The 7,766-nt window shown below is 67.5% G+C and carries 5 protein-coding genes; 1 reads left to right on the top strand and 4 read right to left on the bottom strand.

What is annotated here, in order from left to right:
• The first annotated feature begins 242 nt into the window (after window positions 1-242).
• Window positions 243-986 (top strand): FABP family protein, encoded by a 744-nt coding sequence (locus ABZ827_RS31225; protein WP_357244675.1) that lies wholly within the window; start codon window positions 243-245, stop codon window positions 984-986.
• A gap of 274 nt (window positions 987-1,260) precedes the next feature.
• On the opposite strand, the gene cydC is transcribed toward ABZ827_RS31225, so the two are convergent.
• From cydC to ABZ827_RS31205, 4 genes are all read right to left on the bottom strand, one after another.
• Window positions 1,261-3,063 carry a thiol reductant ABC exporter subunit CydC gene (gene cydC / locus ABZ827_RS31220; protein WP_357244678.1) on the bottom strand — a complete coding sequence of 601 codons (1,803 nt, stop codon included), beginning with the start codon at window positions 3,061-3,063 and terminating at the stop codon, window positions 1,261-1,263.
• A 113-nt stretch (window positions 3,064-3,176) separates the two neighbouring features.
• Window positions 3,177-4,976, bottom strand: coding sequence for a thiol reductant ABC exporter subunit CydD (gene cydD, locus ABZ827_RS31215; RefSeq protein ID WP_357244672.1), 1,800 nt, complete (start codon window positions 4,974-4,976; stop codon window positions 3,177-3,179).
• Window positions 4,977-4,982: 6 nt separating this feature from the next.
• On the bottom strand, window positions 4,983-6,017 hold the full coding sequence (cydB, locus tag ABZ827_RS31210; RefSeq protein ID WP_357244669.1) for a cytochrome d ubiquinol oxidase subunit II: 1,035 nt from the start codon (window positions 6,015-6,017) through the stop codon (window positions 4,983-4,985).
• 9 nt (window positions 6,018-6,026) lie between these two features.
• Window positions 6,027-7,496, bottom strand: coding sequence for a cytochrome ubiquinol oxidase subunit I (locus ABZ827_RS31205; RefSeq protein ID WP_357244666.1), 1,470 nt, complete (start codon window positions 7,494-7,496; stop codon window positions 6,027-6,029).
• Between the last annotated feature and the right edge of the window lie 270 nt (window positions 7,497-7,766).

Here is a 7,766-nt window from a genome sequence, read left to right as displayed (position 1 = left end):
CGAAGGAGCGCAGCGACTGAGCGCCGGGAGTGAAGAACGAGACCAAGGGGGCCCCGAACCCGCGACGCCGCAGGCGGCGCCAAAAAACACAGCACGCCGAAAACAGGGCCGGAACAACACCCACCGATGACGGCACCTAAAATATCCCCCGTGGTCCTCTTCTTCGAGATTCTGCTGATCGCCGTATCGATCCTCATCGGATGGTTCGGCCTGTACGTCTTCTACCGGCTGTTCACCGAATCATGAGTGGTCTCGCGAGCGAGGGTCCCGATCCGGCCGAGCGAGCGAGCGATACCACGAACGGCGAACCGGCGGACGATACGTCCGCCCAGAACGGAAACGGCCGCTCGGCGCAGGATCAGCCCCAGCTGAGCGGCGATCAGGCTGTGGCCGACGCGGCCGAACGTGCCAAAGCGACCGCCGGCCGCAACGTCCCCGTTCTCCCGGATCTGCCGCTGCCCGACGATACGGCCAATCTGCGACTCGGCCCGGATCTGAACCCGGCCATGCTGGCGCTGTTGCCGTTGGTCGGCGTGTGGCGCGGTGAGGGCGAGGGGAACAATCCCGAACGCGGCGATTACCGGTTCGGACAGCAGATCGTGGTCTCCCACGACGGCGGGGACTACCTGAGCTGGGATTCGCGCTCCTGGTTCGTCGAATCCGACGGCAGTTACGGCGGTCCGGACCTGCGTGAGAGCGGCTTCTGGCGCGTCGGTATCGAAGGTAACGACGAGGTGCTGGAATTGCTGCTCACACACAGCACGGGCATCGTCGAACTGTTCTACGGCACCGCACTGACCCAGTCGTCCTGGGAATTGGCCACCGATGTGGTGATCCGCAGCCAGACCGGCGCGGTGGTGGGCGGCGCGAAACGCCTCTACGGCATCGTCGAGGGCGGCGATCTGGCATATGTGGAAGAGCGGGTGGTGGCCGATGGACCGCTGCAGCCTCGGCTCTCCGCGCGCTTGCAGCGCTATATCGGCTGAAACCCTGCCGTGGCGCTCATGGAATATGCCGCGAAATGGAACGACCCCCGAGCCGTATCGGCGCGGACCACGATGTGAATACCGTGGATTCGCGGCCGATCCCGATCGGACAGATCAGGGACTCGGGGGCCGGGTGGCTGCCTGGAATTCGCTCAGCACATACGGGTGAACGGAATCCGTGCACAGCCGGCTACAGCGCTCAGCTGACAGCCACCTCACGCGTCCGTTGAATTTCCATTCGTTGGATCACCTCCTTCCTTGTGTACCGACGAATTTAGCCGCGGGCCGCCGGGGTCGGCAACGGAATTTCGCCGACGGCGTACCGGAAGTCGGCATCGTCGGGAAAAGCCGCCCGGACCTGGCCGGATTCGTCGACGGTGATAACCAGTCCGGCCCGATGCCCGGCCGGGAGTTGGTGCGTGACCACCACCACATCGCGGTCCGGTGCGACCAGCCCACTGCCGGTATCGAGCAGGGCGCACAACAGACCGGCCCCGGACGTGCTGTCCAGATGTTCGGTGGGTTCGTCGAGCAGCAGGGTCCGCGCGGGCGAGACCAGGGCACGCGCGAGCAGTATCCGACGCCGTTGTCCGCCCGATACCGCGGCGGCACCGCCGACGAGGCTCGTGTCAACACCTTCGGGCAGGTCGTCGAGCCAGTCACCCAGACCGACCGCACGCAATGCCCGCTCGGCGGCCTCGGGATCCAGGTCACCGCGGGCCACCCGGAGATTCTCCAGCACGCTCGTGCCGAACAGGTGCGCGTCCTCGGCGAAGAACCGGACCTGTTCGTCCGGGGTATCGAAGAGGCCGGCCCAGGCCATGAGCAGGGTCGTTTTACCTGCCCCGCTCGGGCCGACCACCACCACCCGCGGCGTCCGGGGGCGTTCCGGGATCTGCCATTGACCGTCACCCACCCAGCCGATCACCACCCCGTCGGCGCGGCTGTCGGCATACGGGAAGGGGTGCGGATCCCCGCCCGTTCCGAATCTCTTGCGGGTATCGGCCGATGCCGTCGCGGTCACCGTGACGCCGGGACGGGACGGCGCCGGCTGTTCGGCGGAGTGGTCCGGTGAGACCGCACGCAGCCGGTGTAACGCCGCCCGCGCGACCGTGATGGTCTGCGCCGCGTTCGGTAGCGCGCCGGTCGCCTCGAACGACGAGAGGGGTAGCAGCACCAGTACCGCCAGCGCCATCGGTGTCATCGCCCCCGCGGACCCCCCGTCCGGACCGTAGAGGGCGATTCCGATCAGCAGTGCGGCGAGCACACTCACTCCGGTTGCGAGCGGGGTGGCCGCCGCCGCCCAGGCATTACGCCCGGCGGCGCGGTCCTCGGCCACGAGGACCCGATCACCAGCCGCGACGGCGGTGGCGAGTGCACTGTCCAGTTTCCCGGCGACACGTAGTTCGGCGGCGTGGTCGAGAACGGTGAGCGCATGCGCGGTGAACTCCGCACGGTCCCCCCGCGCCGCTCGTTCGGCACCGGCCGCCGCCTGCGCGGACAGCCAGGGCGCGACGATGCCGGCGACAATGAGCGCGACGGCCAGAACAGCCGCGGCCGCGAGCGAGATGAAGGCCAGTATCGCGACAGCCATCGCCGCTAGGATCAGCGCCACCGCGATGGGAACGAAAGCGCGGACCACCACGGCACCGAGGTCGTCGATATCGCTGCCCACCCGAACCAGCACATCACCGCGCCGCAGCCGACCGGGCACGCCGGGACCGCCAGGTGCGGTGGGTACGGCCGGACCGGGTGCACCGGCATCGGAACGGCGAGTGAGCCACAGGGGCGCACGAGCGAGTGCCCGGTAGACCGAGGCGCGCGCCGCGGTCATCGAACGCAGCGCGACGTCGTGGGTGGCGAGCCGCTCCAGGTAGCGGCACAGCCCCCGGGAAATTCCCAGCGCCCGGACCGCGACCACCGCGACAGTGAGGTCCAATACCGGCGGCATCTGCCAGGCCCGGGCGATCAACCAGGCCGCGAGCGCCGCCAAACCGAGGCCGCTGCCCAATGCCAGTACACCCCAGGAGATCGCGACCACCAACCGCCATCGCGGAATCTCCAGCAACTCCCACATCTGGCGGGTGTCGCGCAGCAGCAGCCGCACCCGGGTCCATCGACGCGGCGGCCAGGAGGTGCCCGCGGCACCGCCCGGTCGGGGCGGGTGGCGGGTGGCTGAGCTTCGGGGTTTCATCGCGATATTCGGTCGGAGGTCGACGGGAGCGTGACGATCTCATCGGCGGCGGACAGCAGAGCCGGGCGATGGGCGACCACCACCACGGTGACACCGGTCCGCGCGAGTGTGGTGAGCGCCGCCGCCACCGCGACCTCACTGTCGGAATCCAGGTGCGCGGTCGGCTCGTCCAGTAGCAGGATCGGCCGGTCGGCGGCCAGTACCCGGGTCAGGGCCATACGCTGCCGTTGCCCCAGCGAGAGTCCGACCCCACCGGACCCGACCACGGTATCCCATCCGGCAGGCAGCGCCTCGAGCACGGCATCGAAACCTGTTACGGCACAGGCGGCATCCAGTTCGCTGAGCACCCGGGCCGCGCCACGCCGGGACGAACCGGCGACGGTGGCGCCCAGCAGTTCGAGGTTCTCCCGCAACGTGCCCGGCACCAGCACCGGGCGCTGCGGGAGCCAGGCCACGCGATTCCACCACTGGTCCGGAGGAATCCGCCGGATATCGACGCCGTCGACGAGCACGGCGCCCCGGGTGGGTTCGAGCAGGCCCAGTATCGCCTGCAACGCAGTCGATTTACCGCTGCCGTTGGGTCCGGTCAACGCGGTGACGGCGCCGGGCCGCAGCCGGGCGGTCAGGCCGTCCGGCGCGGCCCCGTCTCTGGATTCGACAGTGAGATCGCGCAATTCGATGACCCCACCGCGTGGCGCGGGGGCGGCCGGGGAGGCGAGAGAATCCGATCGGCGCGGTCCGCTCGCCACCGGAGAAGTCCGAGGTTCCCGGTCGTGGCCGGGGGCGCGTGGCACCGCCACTGAACTGTCCGGCTCTAGAATCGCGAAAGCCTTGTCCGCGGCCGCCATTCCGTCCTGCGCGGCATGGAAGCGCTCGCCCACGGTGCGCAACGGCAGATACACCTCGGGTGCGAGGACCAGTGCGACCACACCGGCGTACAGACTCATATCGCCGTGCACCAGCCGCATCCCGATCGCCACGGCGACCAGCGCCACCGACAGCGTCGCCAGCAGTTCCAGCACCATCGAGGAAAGGAACGCGATCCGCAGCGCGCTCATCGTGCGCCGGTGCAGCGATTCGCCCAAGTCCCGGACCCGGCCGCTCATACTCCGGACCGGGGTGTCCGCCGCGGTGCCGGTCTCCCGGCCGAGCGCGCGCAGGGTCGGCATACCGGCGAAGAGGTCCAGCAGTTGATCCGACAACCGGGTGGTGGCGTCCAGGGTGGCGCGGGCGCGACCCTCGGTGAGCAGGCCGATGAGGATCATGAAGATCGGGATCAGCGGGAGGGTGATGACCACGATGATCGCCGAGGTGAGGTCGTGGGCCGCGATCACCGCCAGCACCACCGGCGGCACCAGTACCGCCAGCAGCAGGGCGGGCACATAGCCGGTCAGGTAGGCGCGCAAACCGCTGAGTCCGCTGCCCACCACGACGGCGAGTTCGGTGCGCCGCGGTTCCAGCTCTCGCGGCGGAAGTCCGGCACCCCGCGCGAGAACCGCCTGCTCCAGTTCGGTGACGACCCGGGCGCCCGCCCGGTGCGCGATCCGCGACTGCCACCAGGCAGCCAGCCCGCGCACCGCGATCGCCACCGCGAGCAGTACCAGTTCGGCACTCCACGCACCGGCCGTGCGTTGCCCGGGATCGGTGATGACACCGGCCAGTACCCGCCCCAGCAGCACGGCGGAGGCCACGATGGCCAGCGTGGTCACCAGGGAGAGGCCGACACTGAGCGCCAGATATTTCCGGGCCGAGCGCGCGTACCGCCACAGGCGTGGGTCCACAGGCGGGCGGGCCATTCGGATTCACTCCTCGGTTGCGACGCGGGGCGAAAGCCCGATTCCGGGCGGGATGTGCTCGACACTGATGCGTTTGCGGAAAACCCAGTACGTCCAGGTCTGATAACCGAGGACGACCGGTGTAACGATAACCGCCGCCCAGCTCATCACTTTCAACGTGTACGGGGTCGACGACGCGTTGTCGACCGTCAGACTGAAGGCCGGGTCGATGGTGGAGGGCAGCACATCCGGGAACAGGGCGCCGAACAGCAGCCCGGAGGCGGCGAGCACGGTGAGCGCGGTCCCGGCGAAGGACCAGCCGTCACGGCCGGCGAACAGTGCCGCCGCCCCGGCGAGAAGACCGAATACCGCCAGCGCCACCAGAATCCAGGTCCAGTCCGTTCCGTGGGCGAATTGGGTCCACAGCCCGAAACCGCCGACCGCGGCCACCGTGGGCACCAGCAGCAGCCGTGCGATGCGCACCGCGTCTTCGCGGACCTCGCCGGCGGTCTTGAGCGCGAGGAATACCGCCCCGTGAAGGGCGAACAGCAGACCGGTGGTGAGCCCGCCCAGCAATGCGTACGGACTGAACAGGTCCGCGACTGCTCCGGTGAACTGCTTATCGGCATCCAGCGGCACGCCGCGCACGATATTGGCGAAGACCCAGCCCCACGCCAGTGCGGGCACCCAGGAGCCGATACCTATGCCGATATCACAGCGGGCCCGCCAGCGCGGATCGTCGATCTTGCCGCGGTATTCGATGGCGCAGATCCGCAGGATCAACGCCACCAGCAACAGCAGCAGTGGAAAGTAGAACCCCGAGAACATGCTCGCGTACCACTCCGGGAACGCCGCGAACAGCGCGCCGCCGGCGGTGATCAGCCAGACCTCGTTGCCGTCCCACACCGGCCCGATGGTGTTGAGCACCACCCGGCGCCGGGTATCGGATCCCTTACCGAGGATCGGCATGAGCATCCCGACTCCGAAATCGAAGCCCTCCAGCACAAAGTATCCGGTGAAGAGCACCCCGATCAGTACGAACCAGAATTCCTGCAGTTCCATCCCCGGCTCCTAGTAAGCGAACGAAAGCTGCTCGGCGGCAGATTTTTCCGCGGTGCTCCCACCCTCGGCCGACTCCTCGGGCGAGCGTTCGGGACCTTCCCGCACATAGCGGCGCATCAAGTAGAACCACACAATGGCGAGCAGCCCGTAGAGCACGGTGAAAGTGACCAGCGAGATCCACACCGTCGCGGCCGAATGATCGGACACCCCCTGCTGCACCATCAACCGTAGGTCCTGGTCACCCGTCGGATTGGGTACCACCACCCAGGGCTGCCGCCCCATCTCGGTGAACACCCAGCCGGCCGAATTGGCCAGGAACGGGGTCGGGATGGCGAGCAGGCTCAACCAGGAGAACCACCGTTCATCGGGTACCCGCCCGCGCCTGGTCACCCAGAATCCGACCAATACCAGCAGCACGGACCCCGCGGCCAGGCCGATCATGGCGCGGAACGACCAGTAGGTGACGAACAGGTTCGGCCGGTAATCGCCGGGCCCGAACTTTTCGTTGAAAGTCTTCTGCAGGTCGACGACGCCCTCCAGTTCCACCCCGCTGAACTTGCCTTCGGCCAGCCAGGGCAGTACGTAGGGCACCTCGAGCACATGCGTGACGCTGTCGCAGTTGTTGTGGGTACCGACGGTGAGAATCGAGAAATCCGGATCTACCTCGGTGTGGCACAACGATTCCGCCGATGCCATCTTCATGGGCTGCTGCTCGAACATGAGCTTGCCCTGTACATCGCCGGTGTAGATCAGCGCGACGCCCGAGATCACCGCCACCAGCAGGGAGACCCGTGCGGCCGGACGCCACATGATGCGGGCCTCGGCGAGTTTGCCGGGGTCACCACCGCGCGCGTTGCGGACCATCCACCAGCCGGCGATACCGGCGACGAAGGTGGCCGCGGTCAGGAACGACCCCGCCACCACGTGCGGGAACGCAGCGAGCGCGGTGTTGTTGGTGAGCAACTCGACGATGCTGGTCAATTCGGCCCGACCCGTTTCCGGGTTGTACCTGGCTCCGACCGGATGCTGCATGAAGGAATTGGCCGCGATGATGAAGTACGCGGAGGCGTTGACGCCGATCGCCACCATCCAGATGGTGCCCAAGTGCACCAGTTTCGGTAACCGGGACCAGCCGAATATCCACAGCCCGATAAAGGTGGATTCCATGAAGAAGGCCACCAGCCCCTCGAGGGCCAGCGGTGCGCCGAAGACATCACCGACGAACCGTGAGTATTCGCTCCAGTTCATCCCGAACTGGAATTCCTGCACGATCCCGGTGGCGACACCGAGCGCGAAGTTGATCAGGAACAGTTTCCCGAAGAATTTGGTCAGCCGGTACCAATGGTCCTTACCGGTGACAACCCACGCTGTCTGCATCCCCGCGACCAGCGGCGCCAGGCCGATCGTCAAGGGAACGAACAAGAAGTGGTAGACGGTCGTGATGCCGAACTGCCATCGCGAGACATCCAGGGCGTCCACACCGAACCTCCTGTTACTACGACATGTCGTAGTAACAGATTACGCGTTGCCACTCCCGAATCAATGTGTCCACCGACACGACATACCAAACGATCTCGCAACAATCCCCGGTCCCGCACAACCCACCCGCCCCGCTCTGGAGCGACCAGGACAAGGGAGCCCACCGCCCACTCGACCCCTCCCACCCCCTCCCCCGGCCGTTCAACCTTCGCGGGCGGGGCCCGCCCGGTTCTGGAGCGACAGAGCGAAGGAGCGCAGCGACTGAGCGCC

It is taken from the genome of Nocardia sp. NPDC019395 (assembly GCF_040632335.1).
GTDB lineage: Bacteria > Actinomycetota > Actinomycetes > Mycobacteriales > Mycobacteriaceae > Nocardia.
This window is presented reverse-complemented; position numbering and strand designations above follow the sequence as displayed.

Coding starts and splice junctions, on each gene's coding strand:
- cydD (WP_357244672.1), bottom strand. CDS start 4,976: ATGGCCCGCCCGCCTGTGGACCCACGCCTGTGGCGGTACGCGCGCTCG.
- ABZ827_RS31225 (WP_357244675.1), top strand. CDS start 243: ATGAGTGGTCTCGCGAGCGAGGGTCCCGATCCGGCCGAGCGAGCGAGC.
- cydB (WP_357244669.1), bottom strand. CDS start 6,017: ATGGAACTGCAGGAATTCTGGTTCGTACTGATCGGGGTGCTCTTCACC.
- cydC (WP_357244678.1), bottom strand. CDS start 3,063: ATGTGGGAGTTGCTGGAGATTCCGCGATGGCGGTTGGTGGTCGCGATC.